At 63.5% G+C, this 16,553-nt stretch carries 16 protein-coding genes; 7 read left to right on the top strand and 9 right to left on the bottom strand.

What is annotated here, in order from left to right:
• The first annotated feature begins 12 nt into the window (after positions 1-12).
• Positions 13-534, top strand: a complete 522-nt coding sequence (locus G6N33_RS16110; RefSeq protein WP_044512397.1) for an Rv2253/PknI dimerization domain-containing protein — start codon at positions 13-15, stop codon at positions 532-534.
• Positions 535-583: 49 nt separating this feature from the next.
• Here G6N33_RS16110 and G6N33_RS16105 read toward each other — a convergent pair whose 3' ends face one another.
• The 9 genes from G6N33_RS16105 to G6N33_RS16065 form a co-directional block, all read right to left on the bottom strand.
• Entirely contained in the window at positions 584-2,326 is a 1,743-nt protein-coding gene (locus tag G6N33_RS16105) for an MCE family protein (RefSeq protein ID WP_044508358.1), read from the bottom strand.
• Positions 2,327-3,619 (bottom strand): MCE family protein, encoded by a 1,293-nt coding sequence (locus tag G6N33_RS16100; RefSeq protein ID WP_044508359.1) that lies wholly within the window; start codon positions 3,617-3,619, stop codon positions 2,327-2,329.
• Entirely contained in the window at positions 3,616-5,040 is a 1,425-nt protein-coding gene (locus tag G6N33_RS16095; RefSeq protein ID WP_081662081.1) for an MCE family protein, read from the bottom strand. Before G6N33_RS16095 ends, G6N33_RS16100 begins: the two co-directional genes overlap by 4 nt.
• The gene (locus tag G6N33_RS16090) at positions 5,037-6,155 is read right to left on the bottom strand and encodes an MCE family protein (protein WP_044508361.1); all 1,119 of its coding nucleotides are present in this window, start codon (positions 6,153-6,155) and stop codon (positions 5,037-5,039) included. Before G6N33_RS16090 ends, G6N33_RS16095 begins: the two co-directional genes overlap by 4 nt.
• On the bottom strand, positions 6,155-7,177 hold the full coding sequence (locus tag G6N33_RS16085; protein ID WP_044508362.1) for an MCE family protein: 1,023 nt from the start codon (positions 7,175-7,177) through the stop codon (positions 6,155-6,157). Before G6N33_RS16085 ends, G6N33_RS16090 begins: the two co-directional genes overlap by 1 nt.
• Positions 7,174-8,436, bottom strand: coding sequence for an MCE family protein (locus G6N33_RS16080; RefSeq protein ID WP_044508363.1), 1,263 nt, complete (start codon positions 8,434-8,436; stop codon positions 7,174-7,176). Before G6N33_RS16080 ends, G6N33_RS16085 begins: the two co-directional genes overlap by 4 nt.
• A gap of 19 nt (positions 8,437-8,455) precedes the next feature.
• Positions 8,456-9,301 carry an ABC transporter permease gene (locus G6N33_RS16075; RefSeq protein WP_044508364.1) on the bottom strand — a complete coding sequence of 282 codons (846 nt, stop codon included), beginning with the start codon at positions 9,299-9,301 and terminating at the stop codon, positions 8,456-8,458.
• Positions 9,302-9,312: 11 nt separating this feature from the next.
• Positions 9,313-10,131 carry an MlaE family ABC transporter permease gene (locus G6N33_RS16070; RefSeq protein WP_044508365.1) on the bottom strand — a complete coding sequence of 273 codons (819 nt, stop codon included), beginning with the start codon at positions 10,129-10,131 and terminating at the stop codon, positions 9,313-9,315.
• A 386-nt stretch (positions 10,132-10,517) separates the two neighbouring features.
• Entirely contained in the window at positions 10,518-11,723 is a 1,206-nt protein-coding gene (locus G6N33_RS16065) for a CaiB/BaiF CoA transferase family protein (RefSeq protein WP_044508367.1), read from the bottom strand.
• 415 nt (positions 11,724-12,138) lie between these two features.
• Here G6N33_RS16065 and G6N33_RS16060 point away from each other — a divergent pair, with 415 nt between their 5' ends.
• The 6 genes from G6N33_RS16060 (at position 12,139) to G6N33_RS16035 (ending at position 16,552) form a co-directional block, all read left to right on the top strand.
• Positions 12,139-12,840 carry an SDR family NAD(P)-dependent oxidoreductase gene (locus G6N33_RS16060; protein ID WP_044508368.1) on the top strand — a complete coding sequence of 234 codons (702 nt, stop codon included), beginning with the start codon at positions 12,139-12,141 and terminating at the stop codon, positions 12,838-12,840.
• A 53-nt stretch (positions 12,841-12,893) separates the two neighbouring features.
• Complete coding sequence (locus G6N33_RS16055; RefSeq protein ID WP_044508369.1) at positions 12,894-13,094, top strand: ferredoxin; 201 nt, start codon at positions 12,894-12,896, stop codon at positions 13,092-13,094.
• Between the two features lie 14 nt (positions 13,095-13,108).
• Positions 13,109-14,473: a cytochrome P450 gene (locus tag G6N33_RS16050; protein ID WP_044508370.1), complete on the top strand. Its 1,365-nt coding sequence runs from the start codon at positions 13,109-13,111 to the stop codon at positions 14,471-14,473.
• A gap of 185 nt (positions 14,474-14,658) precedes the next feature.
• Complete coding sequence (locus G6N33_RS16045; RefSeq protein WP_044512398.1) at positions 14,659-15,015, top strand: hypothetical protein; 357 nt, start codon at positions 14,659-14,661, stop codon at positions 15,013-15,015.
• Positions 15,016-15,050: 35 nt separating this feature from the next.
• Positions 15,051-15,986, top strand: a complete 936-nt coding sequence (locus G6N33_RS16040; RefSeq protein WP_044508371.1) for a hypothetical protein — start codon at positions 15,051-15,053, stop codon at positions 15,984-15,986.
• Complete coding sequence (locus tag G6N33_RS16035; protein WP_044508372.1) at positions 15,983-16,552, top strand: hypothetical protein; 570 nt, start codon at positions 15,983-15,985, stop codon at positions 16,550-16,552. Before G6N33_RS16040 ends, G6N33_RS16035 begins: the two co-directional genes overlap by 4 nt.
• Position 16,553 lies beyond the last annotated feature (1 nt).

Here is a 16,553-nt window from a genome sequence, read left to right as displayed (position 1 = left end):
GAGGAGCACCTGATGCGTCCAGTTGAAACACTTACCACCGCAACTATGCTGGCGGCCACCGTATTCGGCGGTTTGGGCGCCGCACCCGCCGCCCTGGCAACCACCAAGGAAGAAGTCGCCCTTAACGGGACGTTCCGCGCGACGTCCATCGGTGATTACGCGCAGCGAAATGATCAATTTTTCGGTGAGCCGACGGTGTACCAAGTTTGGACCATAACCTCGACGTGTGTCACGTTCCAGGAATGCCACGGTACGGTGCACAGCGATCAAGGTTGGACAGCGCCTCTCTATATGAATGACGGCGAAATGTGGAAGGTCAGACGCGAGGTGCCGAATTGGGAGCGATGCGAAGACGGTACCTCGTTCCCTGGGCAACAGACGTTCTTTTTCTTCCCGGTCAACGACAATGGTGGGTATCAACTCGGGTCAAGGGTCTTGTCCGGTAAGGACAAGACGGTGGGGCCGAGCGGTGCCTGTGGGCAAAACCAATGGCTGGATATCACCATGCCGTTGCGCTTGGACCAGCTTTCCTGACCCGACGTTCGTCCCTTCGCGCCCGGGAGCCCGTCGTCTCACACCGCCGTCACGTCGGAAGCATGTCCTGCCATGTCTTGGGTGCTTTCGCTGTCACCAAATCCGACTGCTGATACAACTTTCCGTCCGGTCCGACATATCGACCGGTGCGCGGATCGTACTTCGCCACTACGACTGACGGCGCTGGCTTGGATCCGTTGGCGCCGAATGAACTCGGCGCGGCCTGCGGCTGGCTACCGTCGGCCTGATCCAGCGGTGCCGGCGCGGGCGGTGCCGGGAGCGGTGGCGGTGGCGGTGGCGCGGGAAGTTCGCCGGGGCCGGCGACGTCCAGCGGCGCGAAAGCCGGGATGTCCGCCGACATAGGCGATATGGGCGCCGGCGCGGGCCCCGGCGACTGCGCTGGCGGCACGGCCGCTCCCACCGCGCTCTGCGGTGGATTTTCTCCCCGCGGGCCGGCCGGTGTGCCGCGCGGCACTGCTCCCGGCGGCAGCGGCGTTCCCTCGATCGGCGCAAATATTCTGTTGTCGGAGGTGACCCGGTCGTCGGGCGGGACCCCCTGCGCGAGCAGGTTGGGATCCAACGGGTAGGGGCCGAGAGTGTGCTGGCGCATCGCCAGCGGCATGAATGGCTTGTCGCTGTTGCAGATTTCCACGGTCGGCGCTCGCTTACCCGGGTGACCCATGCAGGGGTAGTTGCGGGCACCTCGAACCGCCAGCGGTGAATCCTGCGGGAGCTTGCAGTACAAGCCGTCCGGCGTGTCGATGTCGCTGAGGTCATCCGGTGATCGCCAGGTGTTGGGTGGCATGAAGCCGACGGTGCAGATGGGCGGATCGTCGATCGTGAGCGCGAAGTCACCCATCGCTTTACCGTCGGGGTGGTTTTCCCCCTGGGCAGCCTGCTCGATGGCAACGGCCGACGGCAGCAACACCAGCAGCTGCTCGATGGAGGGGTGATAAGTGACGCCGATCTGCCCGATGGTGGTCAGGTTGGCCAGCAACACCGGCAACGTCGGCTTGATCTGCTCAAGAAGCGCCGACGCCTCGTCGGCAGCCCCGGGCCCCTTTTCCAGCACGGTGCGGAAGTGGGAATCGTTGTCCACCAACACATCCGAGATTCCGGCGAAACTACGCGCCCAGGTCCTGATCGAATCGGTGGTGCGTGCTTGGGTATCCAACAGCGGGCCGGTGTCTTCGGTCAGCGCTGTGGTGCGATCCACGACGCCGTTGGCGTCCCGAGACAGTGTCTCCGCGGAATCCAGCAATGACCCCAGGTCGTAGCCGGATCCGTTGAAGGCCTGGAAGGTCTCGTCGAGCATTTGGCCGAGTTTGGCCTTTGGGATGCTGCCGACCAACGCGTTGAGCTGCTCCAGCATCGGTGCGACCGGCTGCGGAATCGTGGTGTTGCGCATCGTGATTACCGAGCCGTCATGCAGATACGGCGGCGAATCGGTGTTGGGCCGCAGGTCCACATACTGCTCGCCCACCGCCGAGACACTGAGCACGTGCGCTGTCAAGTTCGCGGGAACCTTGGGTGAAGTGTCAAGGGACAGCGTCGCTTTTGCGCCGGTCGGGGTCAAGCCCACCGATGTGACCTTGCCGAGCTGAACCCCACGGTAGGTCACATTGGAAAACTGGTACAGCCCGCCGGTGGCCGGCAGCTCCAGCGTCACCGTCATCCGGCCGATGCCCAGCAGGGTCGGCGCCTGGATGTAGAAGAGCACCATCGAGATCACGCCGATGATCCCGACGAGCGTGAAGATCGCCAGCTGGATCCGAACGAAGCGCGTCAGCATTTATCCGCCATCTCCCGTCGGTGCCGTTGCCGCAGGCGGTGTTTGGCCAAGACTCGCGTCGGGAATCGGCGCCGGTCCGGGCCGAGGCCCGTAGGCCGACTGTGGTCCAGGTATCGCGTCCGGAGGCGGAGGCGGCAGCGGCAGCGCATTGGGGTCGACCCACGGCGGCCGCAGCGGGTTGTGCAACGGGTCGAGTGTGTAGTTCATCCGATACGGCTCCCCGGGCAGCGGCGGCTCGGGCTCATCCAGCTGCCCCCAATGGGTTCCCAGCAGCAGTCCGCGCTTGAGCCGCGGAATGGACAGGTCGAGGTCGACGTGCAGGTTGAAGTAGTCGCCCCGGACCGCTCGGTCGACGAAGTTCTGGGTGAACGGGAACACGAATCCCGCAGCGATCGCCACACCGAACTCCGGTCCGACGTCGGCCAGCGCCTTGATCGTCGGCTCCAGGTTCTTGAGGTTCTTGACCAGGTCGTCCTGCGCGTCGTTGACCAACCGGGTGGCGGTATTGCTGAACGTGCGCAGGTGGTCCAGCGCTGATGTGAGCCGCGGTCGTTCCTTGATTAGCACGTCGAGCGCCGGAGGTATTTTCTGCAGCGCATTGCTGATGACGTCGCGCTGTTCGGCGAACGTGGCCGAAAGCCGGTTCAGCGCCTGGATCGAGTCGACGATGTTGCCCCGTTGGTCGTCGAGGGTTGTCACGAATGTGTCGAGGCGAGTGAGCAGATCACGGAAGGCAGGCCCGTTTCCGGATAAGGCGGTCGAGAAATTGTGAACGACCTCCCCGATCTGTCCCAGTCCCCCGCCATTGACGACCGCGCCCAGCGAAGACAGGGTCTGCTCCGTCGACGGGTAGGCCGTCGACCGGCTCAGCGGGATGGTGGCACCGGGCTGGAGCCGTCCACTGCCCCCCTGGCCGGGCGGTGTATTGAGCTCGACATGCATCGAGCCCAGCAGGCTGGTCTGACCGACGCTGGCGACCACGTTGGCCGGAACGACGACGTCTCGCTTCACCGAGATCTCGACATCGGCGTGCCAGCCTCGCACCCTCATCTCGCCGACACTGCCGACGACGACATCGTCGATCATTACCGGCGAATTCGACTCCATCGTCCCGACATTCGGCAACTCGACGTGGTAGATGTTGGCTCCCGGCCCACGTCCGACCGCGCCGGGCAGTGGCAGTGAGTTCAGGCCATGGAATGCGCATCCGGTCGCGCTGAACACCACGCAACAGCCGACCACGAACACCCGCCGGGCGAACCCGGGAAGCCGCACCTTGCCCCGGGCGATCATTGTTGTGGCCCTTCTCCCGGCAGCAGCATGTCCGACAAATTCGAAGCCGGTGGTGGTGGCGGCGGCATGGGTGTCGACGGCGGAGGCGGCAGCGGCATCGCCGCGCCCGGGATGCGCGCCGGCGGCACCGCCCCCGGCGGTCCGACGGGATCACCCGGCAGGCCGGTGTAGGCCGACACCGCGGGCGGGATCTCGGGCGGTCCGGGTTTCGGACCCTCGCCGCCCGGCGCCAGGCGCGGCTCGGTATAGAGAACCTTGGACGGGTCGACCGACTTCTGCAGGATGAAGTTGATGGGTATCGGCGAGTTGTTGAAGTTGAGCAGCCGCAGTCCCGGACCGATGAACAGCGAGCACAGTTTGCCTGATTCGACCGCGGTGACGTTCTCGATGGCACCGATTTGCGTGCAGCCGGGCAAGGACAGCAGAACTTGGCCGCCCCAGGTGGGATTCGCGAAGTTCATCAGCCCGAACCCACCCACGATGGTTCCGGTATCGGCGTTGTAGTCGTTGAAGAAGTTGCCCAGGGCGTTCGGCGCGCCGTGCAAAATGTTCTCCACGGCCATGTGGTGATCGACCAGATTCTGGGTGACGTTGGCCAACCTGGCGATCTGCTCGCTGGTCTGGTCGCGGGTGCCGGCGATGAACCGCTGCACCTCGCCGACCGCCGTCGACAGGTCTGTCAGCGCCGCGTCCAGCTCGGATTTGCTGTCGTTGACCACGCTGGTGAGTGTGGCCAGTCGATTGTTGAACTGCACAATCTGGACGTTGCTGTCGCGCAGGGCGGCCACGAATACCTGCAGGTTTTTGATGATGTCGACGATGTTGCCGCTACCGTTGGCAAGGATCCGTCCCACCCCAGACAACTGTGCGAGCGTTTGGCGCAACTTGTCACCGTTGCCGTCGAGAGCATTGGCGGCGCTGTCGATGAACCGGCCTACGGACGTACCCGATACCCCGCTCTTAGGCCCCAAATCCGTTGCCAGCCGCATCAATTGGGTTTTGACCTCATCCCATTCGACCGGGACCGCAGTCCGCTCGACGGGAATGACTGCCCCGTCGCGCATGACAGGTCCCTTGTCGCGATACGCCGGTGAGAGCTGGACGTAGCGCGAGGCCACCAGATTCGGCGCAACGATGACCGCCTTCGCGTCCGCCGGAATGGGCACGTCGCGATCGACCTTGAGGGTCATCTTCGTCTGGGTGCCCTGCGGTTGAATGGATTCGATATTGCCGACTTTGACACCCGATACCCGCACTTCGTCGCTGGGATAGATCGCGGTGGCGGTGGTGAAATAGGCCGTAATCGTGCGGGCAGCGAAGAAGGTATTGCGAACGAGCACGGCAGCGCCGGCAATGATCAGCCCGACCAGCACAACCGCCGTTATGGTGGCCATCCTTGTGCGCGACGTCCGCAACGTCATTGTGATCCCCCAATCCGGCCGCCCAGCGTGCAGCCCGGGCACGTCGGAATAGCGTTGTAGGGGAACGGAACCAGTGACCGAGGCACCGGCGACGGGAAGCCGGGACCGCGAGAAGTATCGAAGGTGCGGAATCCCCACAGGTAGTCGAAGAAGGGTTGGAAGATCTGTGGGGCAAGGAAGTTCGGGACGAACGCCGAGTAGGCGTACATGCTGGAGATACCCTCACCGACCGTGATCTCGAATTTCTTGAGACCTTCCAATGATTTGCCGATGTTGTCGCGTTGCTTCTCCAACATCGCGGTCACCGAATTGAGCCTCTCCAGCGTCGGCGCCAATGTGCTTTCGTTGTCGTGCACCAACGCCGTCAGCTGCTTGGCCACCGCCGACGTGTTGGCGAGCAAGTCCACGATCTCTTGGCGGCGCGTCACCAAAACTTGAAGCAGCGAGTCGGAGTTGAGGATGAGCTTGTTGATCTGCTGGCTGCGTTCGGAAAGTACACCGGTGACATTGCCGGCACTCTTGAACAGGTCGGCCAGGTTCTTGTTACGACTGTTGAGGGTGCGTGACAACCGAGTGAGCGCGTCGAAGGCCGGCCCCATTTGGGGCGCCAGCTGGTCGAGCGTCGCAGATAACGTATCCAACGACTGATTCAGCGCTTCGGTATTGGTTCCGGCCGTGTCCGAGGTCAAGTCGCTAACCGCTTCGGTCAGCGAGTACGGCGAGGACGTGCGTGAGACCGGGATGAGACTCATCGGATGCATCGTGCCGCCGCCGGCGGACTCCAACGTCAGCATCCGCTCACCCAGCAGCGAGCCGGTGCGGATGTGGGCGGTGGTCTCCGATCCGAGCAGGACGTTGCCCTTCGTCGTGAACGTCACGAGTGCGTCGCCGTGGGACAGCGACACGTCCGACACCGTGCCGACCTTCATTCCCGACACGATGACGGGATTGCCCGCCGCAATGCCGCCGGCTTCGGAAAACAGCGCCTGGTAGCGGACCATCGTGGCCCACGCGACGAACCGGTCGGGCGACAGGCCCACCAGGATGACCATGACCGCCAAGACGATGCCGATGAACCCGGCCTTTACTCGCCCACCTCCGCGATACTTGAGCATTAGGGTTCAGTGCACCTTCCCGCTTCTGACCTGAACACGTTGGCGTGCACGGTCCGGCCCTGAAGATCGGTGCCGCGGAGTTCCAACTGGCAGAGGTAGTAAGGGATGGTCGCGCCGGCCACGCCGAGCCGGACCAGCTTGCGATAGTTCTGGGGCGCCTTCTCAATTGCGGCTTCGAGGCGGTCCTTGTCGTTATCGATGATCGGCGCCAGCCGATTCAGCTGCGCGATGGTGCCCGACAGCGGCGGCCGCGCGCTGGACAACAGATCCGCCAGCGAGGCGGTGCCCCGGTCCAGGGCGTCGATCGCCGAGCCGATGGTGTCCCGGTCGTTCGACAGCCCCGTGACGAGCTGCTCGAGGCGATCGATCGCGGCGGAGAACTGCTTGCCGTCCTTCGAAACGGTGCCGATCACGGTGTTGAGGTTGTCGATCAGTTGCTGCACGGTTTGGTCGTTGTCGGCCAACGCATTCGAAAACGACGTCGTCTTGGCGAACAGTGACTCGAGCGTCCCGCCCTGGCCTTGGAACACCTGCAACAAGCCCGCAGTCAACGCGTTGACGTCGCGCGCATTCAGGCCCTGGGTAACGGGTTTCAAGCCACCGAGCAGCAGATCGAGGTCAAGCGCCGGCGCGGTGCGGTTGACCGGAATCTCACCGCCGGCCGGAAGACGCTTGCTGGAGCCGGGACCATCGATGAGCTCGAGGTAGCGATCGCCCACCAAGTTCAGGTAACGGACCGCCGCCCTGCTGCCCTCGGTGAGGACGATGCTGCGGTCGGCGTCGAACTTCACCACAACCTTCTTGTCCGGCCGCAGCGAAACGCTGTCGACCGTGCCGACCCGAATCCCGGCAACCCGGACCGACTGTCCCGGCTTGAGCCGCGATACGTCGCTGAACACCGCCGAATATCCGTTCGTCGCACCGGTTCGGTACTGGCCGAAGATGAAGAACAGAAAGGAGGTCAGGATCGCCATCACGACCGCGAAGGCCGCGAACTTGATTAGCGTTGCGCGCGTCCTCATCCGGGTTGTCCGATCTGAGCCGAGTTGCGCGGCGGGCCGGCGATAGGCCCGTACAACAGCTGCTTGAGGAGGTCGGAGTTGAGCAACGTCTGTTGGTTTCCATACACCACCGGGTTGGCACCGATATCGGTGATCAGCTGCGGCGGGTTGGTGTTGAACGGCAGCTTCGGAAGACCCACGCACCGGGGGCCACCCGTCGCCGCAACCTTGGGCAGGTTTGTCGGATACCGGTAGCGTTCGGCGCCCAAGGTCAGGCTCGCCGAGATGTTGATGCTCGGCTCCGACAGCGGCGCGCCATGCCCGATCTGTACGAGGCCGCCGAAACTACAGGTCAGCGCGGGGTTGTACTCATTGGTCAGGTCCGTTGTGGGCACCAGCAGATGCATCACATCGGTCAGCGGTTGACGGTTGACCGACAACACGTCGTTGCCGATATCGGCCAAGCCGATCGCGCTGATCAGCAATGCGTCCAGGTTGTTCTGCTCATCGACAATCGACTTGCTGATTCGGGTCGCGTTGGAGGCGGTCTTCACCAGATCCGATGCGGCGTCGGCATAGGCGTTCGACACCACCGGCAAGACCTCGAGGTCATGGCGGAACGCGGGAAGGCTCGGCTCCAGCTTGGCCAGGAACGAATCCAAGTCGTTCAGGGATTGACCGAGTTTCGCGCCGCGCCCACTGAAGGCTTGTGCCAGCGCGCCAAGAGACTCGTTGAGTTTGGGCGGGTCGATATGGGACAGCACGGAAACCAATTGCTGGAACACGGTATTGATTTCGACCATGACGTGCTTTCCCTGCAACGTCTGGCCGCCGTGCAGCCGCTGCGCGGCGGGTTGGTCAGGTTCCACCAGCAGCACGGATTTCGCGCCGAAAACCGTCGACGACGCGATGTCGACGAGCACGTTGCTGGGAATGTAGCGCAACTGCCCCGGGTCCATCGCCAAATGGATGGCCGCTTGGCCATTGGGCAGCGGCTCGATGGAGTCCACCTTGCCCACCTGCACGCCCCGCATTTTCACTTTGGCATCCGGGTTCATCACCAGGCCGGCTCGTTGCGAGATAACGGTCACCGGTACGGATTCGGTGAAGGAGCCCCGGAACAGGCCGACCGCGAACGCGAATATCGCACAGATGCTGAGAACGGTGATCAGTCCGAGCAGGGGCGGCAGGTAGTTTCGGCCGCGCGGCAGCCGAGCATGGCCGGCAGCCGAGGGTCGGCCGGCGACGGCGCCGCGACCCGCTGGCTCATTCTGCGTCATTACCTGTGCACCTCCTTCGCTAACCGGACAGGTTGAAGTTGCCGTTCGTACCGTAAATAGACAGCGAGACCAGCAGCGTTACCGAGACCACGACGATGAGGGAGGTGCGCACCGCGTTACCCGTCGCGTTGCCGACGCCGGCCGGCCCGCCCGACGCGAAATAGCCGTAGTAGGTGTGTATCAGCAGGATGGTCAGCGCCATCAAAATCGCCTGCAGGAACGACCACAACAAGTCGATCGGGTTCAGGAATGTGTTGAAGTAGTGCTGATACAAGCCCTGCGACTGGCCGAGCAAGAACGTCGTGGTGAACTGACTGGCCAAGAACGACAGGATCACGGCGATGCTGTACAGCGGCGTGATAGCCAGCATTCCGGCCAGGATGCGTGTGCTCACCAGGTACGACACCGGCCGAATGGCCATGGCTTCCAGCGCATCGACTTCTTCATTGATCCGCATTGCGCCCAGCTGCGCTGTGACGCCGGCACCGAACGTGGCGGCCAGACCGATCCCGGCGACAACCGGTGCCGCGATGCGCACATTGATGAACGCGGCCAAAAAGCCCGTCAGCGCCTCGATGCCGATATTGCCCAGCGAGGTATAACCCTGGATGGCCAGTGTGCCGCCCGCGGCCAGCGTCAGGAAACCGACGATCACGACGGTTCCGCCGATCATGGCCAACGTGCCTGCGCCCATGCTGATCTCGGCGATCAGTCGAATGACTTCGTGTCGATAGCGGGTCGCCGCGAAGGGCACACCGGCGAGCGCTTTACCGTAGAACAGGGTGTGGTCGCCGATCCGACCCAGCGAGGCGACCGGCCTCTCGAGTTGACGGCTTAGTCGCGGATACACGGCCCTCAGCGCCATTCCCCCAGCCCCTACTTCACCGTCATCTTGATGCCGATCGCGGTGACCACCACGTTGACGACGAATAGGGACATGAAGGCATAGACCACGGTTTCGTTCACCGCGTTGCCAACGGCCTTTGCGCCCCCGCCGGTGATCGACAGGCCCCGATAGCAGGCAACCAAGCCGGCGATGAGGCCGAACAAGGCCGCCTTGATGCAGGAAATGACGACCTCGGGCACTCCGGTGAGCAAGGTGATCCCGGCGGCGAACGCCCCCGGATTGACGTCTTGGACGAAGACCGAGAAAACGTAACCGCCGAGAACGCCGATGATGACCACCAGGCTGTTGAGCAAAAAGGCCACCAGTCCGGAGGCGAGCATGCGCGGCGTGACCAACCGTTGGATCGGGTTGATGCCCAGCACTTCCATCGCGTCGATCTCTTCGCGGATCGTTCGCGATCCGAGGTCGGCACACATTGCTGTGGCACCCGCGCCGGCGACGATCAAAACCGTCACCAGCGGGCCGAGCTGGGTCACCGCGCCGAACGCGGCACCCGCGCCGGACAGATCGGCCGCACCGAGTTCACGCAACAAGATGTTGAGCGTGAAGCTGACGAGCACCGTAAACGGGATCGCTACCAGCAAGGTGGGGGCCAGTGACACCCTCGCGACAAACCAGGACTGCTCTAAGAACTCCCGCCATTGGAACGGCCGGCGGAACGCAAACTTGACCGCGTCGGCTGACATTGCGAACAAGGCCCCGACCGCCTGCATGGGGCCCGACAAATCCCACTTGAGCTTCAGCTGCGGCAATCCCGCCGACCAATGGTCCGCGCCCTTAGTTGCCACTGATGTCCGCCCCTTCGAACGTTACGAGACTGACAGTCTTGTTGTTGCGCAACGACTGCGGTAAGTTCGGTTCAACCAACGAGCCCGGGCGGTTGTTACCGACGACGAAATGTGCAGCGGCCAGCGGCAATTCGACGGCTATCGCCGGCGTGGCAATGCTGCCTTTCCTCACGCCGGGCCTCCATTCAGTCGCGTGAGTTGACCCATCAAGACGAAGAGCGTGCCGCCTCGAAGCGTCCGGCGATTATGACTCATGCCGATTCCAGGTGGAGCAAAAAACGCAGAATCGTTATTGCACAACCTCTGACCGCCCCGCGCGGGCAGGGCGCGTCACTTTTATTGGCGGGTTGAAACATCCAGGGCTGCTCCGGTTCTAACTGCTGGTTTTAGGTGACGGCGCCAACCGTCTTCAGTTCGATGATGCGATCCCAGTCGAATCCCAATTCCTGCAGGATTTCGTCGGTTTGCTCGGCAAATCCAGGTGCCGGCCCGGTTTGCGGTGCGGTGACATCGAACTGGACCGGATTGGCGACCAGCTCGAGTTCGCCTGCCCGGACCATGTATTCGTTGGCCCGAATCTGCGCGTCATCGGCGGCCTGCAACGTGTCCTGTACCGGGGCCCACGGGCCGGCCAGCGTGGCAAAGCGTTCGCTCCACTCGGCCAGCGTGCGGGTTGCGATTGCCTTGGTCAAGATCTCGACGGCTTCAGGCGTATTGGCAGTGATCTGCTCGATGGTGGCGAACCGGGGATCCTCAGCCAGTTCGGGTAGGTCGACGTGCCGGCAAACGTCGGCCCAGAACTTCGTCGGCTGCATCATCACGAAGGAGATGTAGCGACCGTCCGAGGTGGTGTACAACCCCACCAACGGGTTGTTGGGTGCGCCGTGCACGCCGGGTGGCAGCGCTTCCAGTCGCTGGTTCAGGTGCTTGGTCAATGCGACGGTGTGGCCCATCGACCACAGTCCGCTGCCCAGCAACGACACGTCGACGACCGACGGTTCGCCGGTGCGTTCGCGCTTAAGCAACGCGGCGGCGATGCCGCCGGCGAGGTTGGTCCCAGAAATGGTGTCGCCGTAGGCCGGTCCTGGCGGCCCGATCATGCCGGGCATCCCCATCGGCGTGATTGTGGCGGCCGTTCCGGCCCGGCACCAGAAAGCCGTCATGTCGTAGCCGCCCTTGGTGGCCTCTTCGCCGCGTGGCCCCAACGCGCTGCCGCGCGCGTAAATGATCGACGGGTTCACGGACCGTATGTCGTCGACGTCGATGCCGAACTTCTGCCGGGCGCCCGGCAGGAAGCTGGTCAAGAACACGTCCGAGCGGCGGGCCAGCTCGTAGAGCACTTCCTTGCCCTCGGGAACCGACATGTCCAGCCCGACGCTGCGTTTGCCGCGATTGGCGTGCTCAATGTTGGGATTCGGCTCGCCTTCGACGCGCAACATGCCCGTCTGCCGAAGGCCCCGCTGCGGATCGCCCGTCACCGCGTGCTCAACCTTGACCACGTCGGCGCCCCATTCGGCCAGCACCGCACCCGCCGATGGAACGAACCCATACATGGCGACCTCGAGGACCCGGATGCCTTCCAACGGCCTCACTCGTTGCCTCCCAGCGCGGGAACGGCATCGGGGAATGGTTTGTCAGTGCCGACCTGGCGGCCATCGATCACCAATCGGCAGCCGACCCCCACGCCTGAGCCCTCCCCGACTTCCGACAGTGTGACCTGAGCTGGCATTCGACTCCTCGTGTGGTGGCAGACACGAAAATTTCATTCTCGTCCCCGGCGAATCTTACAGTCGGGTCTCGAGAATTCAAGAAAGTCATAGGAATGGGACAAGGGCTCTGACCAGCACTGCAAATACCGATACCGGGCAGCGCGATACCCCTCCGCGCAGGCTAATGGGTGTTTCGCGCGGATGTTGCACGTCACTTCAGTGTGAGAGTAAGGTTCTCATAATTGCGAAGGAGATTCTTTGTGAGTGAGACGGTCGCGCTTGCCTCAGAGGTTTTGTCGTGACGGCGGCGGTCGTCACGGGCGGCGGATCCGGGATCGGCCTGGCGGTCACGCGACGGCTGCGCGCCGACGGCCTCGACGTCGCGACCATCGATCTCAAACCAGCGGACGACGATCTGTCTTTCACCGCCGACGTCACCGATCGCGCTCAGGTCGATGCCGCGCTGTCCGGGATCCGTGCGCGGTTGGGGCCGGTCGCGATCCTGGTCAACGCCGCCGGGCTGGATGGGTTCAAACGTTTCAGCAACCTCACGTTCGAAGACTGGCAGCGCGTGATCGACGTCAATCTGCACGGAGTGTTTCACACCATCCAGGCGGTGCTGCCGGACATGGTCGAAGCGGGATGGGGCCGCATCGTCAATATCTCGTCATCGAGTACGCATTCGGGCGCCCCCTATATGAGTCATTACGTGGCCGCGAAATCCGCGGTCAACGGGCTGACGAAATCCCTGGCGCTCGAATACGGGCCCAGCGGTATCACCGTCAACGCGATCCCGCCCGGCTTCATCGACACTCCGATGTTGCGTGCCGCCGAACAGAACGGGTTCCTCGGCAACATCGAGGAGACCATCGCCCGGACGCCGGTCCGGCGGATGGGCAAGCCGGAAGACATCGCAGCGGCGTGCGCATTTTTGGTCTCCGAGGAAGCCGGCTACATCACCGGGCAGTTGCTGGGCGTCAACGGCGGCCGAAACACCTGAGCCGAGAAACCCGACATCGACCAGCCATACAGCAGCCCCACGAGGAGGACACCGTGAAGGTCCGGGTTGATTCCCAACGCTGCCAGGGCCACACCCTGTGCGCCATGATTGCTCCGGATTCGTTCGAGCTCAGCGACATGGATGGCAGTTCGTCGGCGGTCAGCGAGGTCGTGCCTGCCGATCAGGAAGACCAGGTTCGCGAGGCCGCGCACTCGTGCCCGGAACAAGCAATCATGATCACGGACGAATCTTAAAGGGAGACAGCACCTTGAGCGTCGACGATGTCGTGAGCGACGACGAACGCAAGAAGCACCAATACCACTTCGACCGTCATGCCCCGCAGTACCGCTCGCAGTTCAAGCAGATCACCGAGGAGATGCACGCTAAGTGTCCGATGGCGTGGACCGAAACCTACGGCGGGCACTGGGTCGCGGCGGGTAGCCACGAGGTGTTCGAGCTCGCCCGTTGCCCGGCAGTCTCCAACGACCACGACATCAACAACGAACGCCGAGGCTACAAAGGGATTTCGATCCCGACCGCCAGCCGCGTCAGCGCGGTGCGCGGCGGCATCCTGGAAATGGATGAGCCGGAACACCGCATCTATCGCACCGTGCTCAATCCGTACCTGTCGCCAGCCGCGGTCAAGCGCTGGGAGCCGTTTATTCACGACGTGACCCGCGCCTGCCTGAACGAGAAGATCGAAGAGGGCAGCATCGACTTCGTCGACGACCTCGCCAACATCGTGCCCGCTGTGCTCACGTTGGCCATGCTGGGCATCCCGCTGAAGAAGTGGCAGCTCTACAGCGAGCCGGTGCACGCGGCGGTGTACACCCCGGAGCACTCGCCCGATATCGAGCGGGTGACCGCGATGCACCGAGAGATGGGCCTCGACATGGTCAACAACATGCTTGAGATCCGCCAGAACCCGCGACCCGGGATCGTCAACGGCCTGCTGCAGATGCGGATTGACGGCGAGCCCGCCCCCGACCTGGAAATCCTCGGCAACCTCGGCCTCGTCATCGGTGGCGGCTTTGACACCACGACCGCATTGACCGCGCACTCGCTGGAATGGTTGTCGGAGCACCCCGACGAGCGGGAGCGGCTACGCGCCAACCTCGATACCCTGCTGGACCCCGCGACCGAGGAGTTCCTGCGTTATTTCACCCCCGCACCGGGTGACGGCCGGACCTTCTCCGACGATGTCGAGCTCGACGGCATCCAGTTCAAAGAAGGTGAACGGTTGTGGATTTCGTGGGCCATGGCCAATCGCGACCCGTCGGTCTTCGCCGACCCGGACAAGGTGGTACTCGACCGTAAAGGAAACCGGCACTTCAGTTTTGGCATCGGCGTGCACCGCTGTGTCGGCTCCAACGTGGCACGCACGGTATTCAAGTCCATGCTGACCGCGGTGTTGGCCCGGATGCCCGACTACCGCTGCGACCCCGAGGGCGCCGTGCACTACGAAAGCATCGGCGTGATTCAGGGGATGCGTAAGCTGCCGGCGACGTTCACTCCCGGCCCCACGATCGGCGCCGGCCTGGACGAGACGCTCGAGAAGTTGCAGCGCATCTGCGACGAGCAGGAACTTGCCCGGCCGGTCACCGAGCGGAAAGAAGCCGCGATTATCGACTAGCGGGGCTGGACGAACCGACGGTTGAGTGCTCCAATGTGTCCGAATAGCTCGGTTCAGCACGGCCGCCCGCTATATATTCACGTCGAGCGCGTCCGGAGAGGGGAGACACGTCGGTGAAGACTCTCGCTGCGAGCTTCGCGCTGGCCACGGCCGCGCTGACGGTCACGCCGACCGCCCACGCGGACATGATCATTGGCAACTACCGGGTCGACACAAACCGCGATCCCGGCCACAGCTGGATTTGGTCGCTGAGCCCGTGCGTTCCGAAAGCGCCGGGATGCCTGACCGTGCAAGCGATTCCGCAACCCAACGGGCAAGCGGCGCCCTGGAAGACAGATGCTCACCTCGCCAACGGTCGCTACACCATGGTCGTCGACGTCCCCGACGGCGTGCGTTGCGTGGTCCAGTTCTTTCCCTCCCATGACGTTTATTCATGGGACGCGGTGACACTGGCCGGTCAGGTCGACTCGACGTTCGACACGGGATGTGGTGGCGCACCAGGGGGGACTATCACATACCCGTTCTCGCTCATGCGATGGTAGCCGCGTGAGACGTTCAGCAACGGGGAGTACGCGAGGTGGCTGAGGCGAAGAAGACGCCGCCGCAGAATTCGGCGACATCGAAAGCCGACACCATGGCGCTGATAGCCGAAGCCGAAGCGGAAGCCGCCGAAGCCGAAGCACTGGCCGCTGCCGCGCGTGCCCGCGCCCGTGCCGCCCGGCTCCGGCGCGAGGCGCTGGCCCAAGCCACCCAAGAAGATCCCGAAGCCGACTCCAAAAACGACGCCGGCGAGACCGAGGCGCAGACCACTGAAGAGCCCGCGGCGACCCAGGTCGTCCCGGCCGCCGACGAAGACCCGGTCGACACCAACGCCGATGAAGCCGAGACGCAGGACGAACCCGCCGAAACGCCGGACGACGCCGAAAACCCGGAGGAAACCGAGGACGCCGAAGTAGCGACGTCCCGCGAAACCGCCGAAGACGCCGAACCGGAATCCGAGTCAGCCCGTTCCCGGCGCCGGTTGCGGTTGCCATCCTGGTCCGTCACGTGGAAGGCGGCCGCGGTCGTCCTCATCTGCGTTTTCGTCGCGGCCAGCGTTTACATGATGTGGCAGCGTCATGAAATCAGCGAGCGTAACCAGCGCGCCGCAGATTTCCTCGCCGGAGCAAAACAAGGCGTCGTCAACATGACTTCCTTGGACTTCAATCGGGCCAAGGAGGACGTCCAGCGGGTAATCGATAGCTCAACCGGACAGTTCCGGGACGATTTCCAGCAGCGCGCAAAGGATTTCATCACCGTCGTTGAGCAGTCCAAAGTGGTCACCGAGGGAAACGTCACGGCCGCCGCCGTGCAATCCATGGACGGGAATTCTGCCGTAGTGCTGGTCGCGGCGACGTCGCGGATCACCAACGCCGCGGGCGCCAAGGACGAACCGCGCAGGTGGCGGCTCAAGGTCACAGTCACCGAGGACGGCGGCCAGTACAAGATGTCCAAACTGGAGTTCATTCCATGAGCGAGGACGACCGCGACAGCGACGCCGCCGACGCTGCAGAACAACCGGAACGGAGCAGGCCTGGCGACTTTCGCGCCTGGCTGAAGGCGAAATCCGTTCCCCTTCTCTTGATTTCGCTCCTGCTGCTGTCCGGCGGGGCGGCAGCATGGTTGTACTTCAAGGACTACCGGCCCGACCAGCAAACCAACGCCAGCGTCGCCAACGCCGTTGTCAGTTCGGCTTCGGACGGAACCGTCGCCCTGCTGTCGTACTCACCCGACTCGCTGGACAAAGACTTCGCCGCCGCCAAGTCCCACCTGTCCGGGGACTTTTTGTCGTACTACAACCAGTTCACCGAACAGATCGTGGCACCGGCGGCCAAACAGAAGTCGCTGAAGACCAACGCGCGGGTACTGGGGGCCGCGGTCCAGGAACTACACCCGGACTCGGCCGTGGTGCTGGTATTGGTCGATCAGAGCACCACCAGCAAGGACAACCCCGACCCCGCGATGTCGTCGAGCAGCGTGCTGGTCAGTTTGACCAAAGTCAACGGCGCCTGGCTGATCACCAAGTTCGAACCGGTTTGAG

The organism is Mycobacterium simiae, from assembly GCF_010727605.1.
Taxonomy (GTDB): Bacteria; Actinomycetota; Actinomycetes; order Mycobacteriales; family Mycobacteriaceae; genus Mycobacterium; species Mycobacterium simiae.
The sequence above is the reverse complement of the archived record's forward strand: the minus strand, read 5'-3'. Positions and strand labels throughout refer to the sequence as shown.